Origin of the sequence: Micromonospora sp. DT228, from assembly GCF_049841595.1 — a bacterium.
Taxonomy (GTDB): domain Bacteria; phylum Actinomycetota; class Actinomycetes; order Mycobacteriales; family Micromonosporaceae; genus Micromonospora.
Genome location: NZ_JBNCKO010000083.1, coordinates 1 through 309, shown reverse-complemented (window position 1 = coordinate 309; position 309 = coordinate 1). Strand labels below are relative to the sequence as shown.

Below are 309 nucleotides of genomic sequence, written 5' to 3'. Positions count from 1 at the left end.
ACCGCGAGGTGCCCGGCGCGTCCCACACCGACCCCGGCGTGCACTGGAACTGGACCTACTACCTGCAGTTGGTCAACGGGGTCACCGGCACCGGCACCGGCACGGTCGACACCACGGCCAGCACCCTCAACGTGCGCTCCGGCCCCGGCACCGGCTACGGGGTGGTCGGCTCGGTCGCCGACGGCGCCCGCGTCACGATCTACTGCCAGGCCACCGGCACCTCGGTCACCGGTCCCGCCGGCACCAGCACCATCTGGCACCGCATCGGCACGAACCGCTACGTCGCCGCCGCCTACCTGCAGACCGGCC

Annotated in this window: 1 protein-coding gene; it reads left to right on the top strand. The window is 73.1% G+C overall.

Annotation, left to right across the window (positions count from 1 at the left end; genetic code table 11):
- Window positions 1-309: SH3 domain-containing protein (locus ACLQ29_RS35520; protein ID WP_425775723.1), on the top strand; the 309-nt coding region annotated here is incomplete at both ends.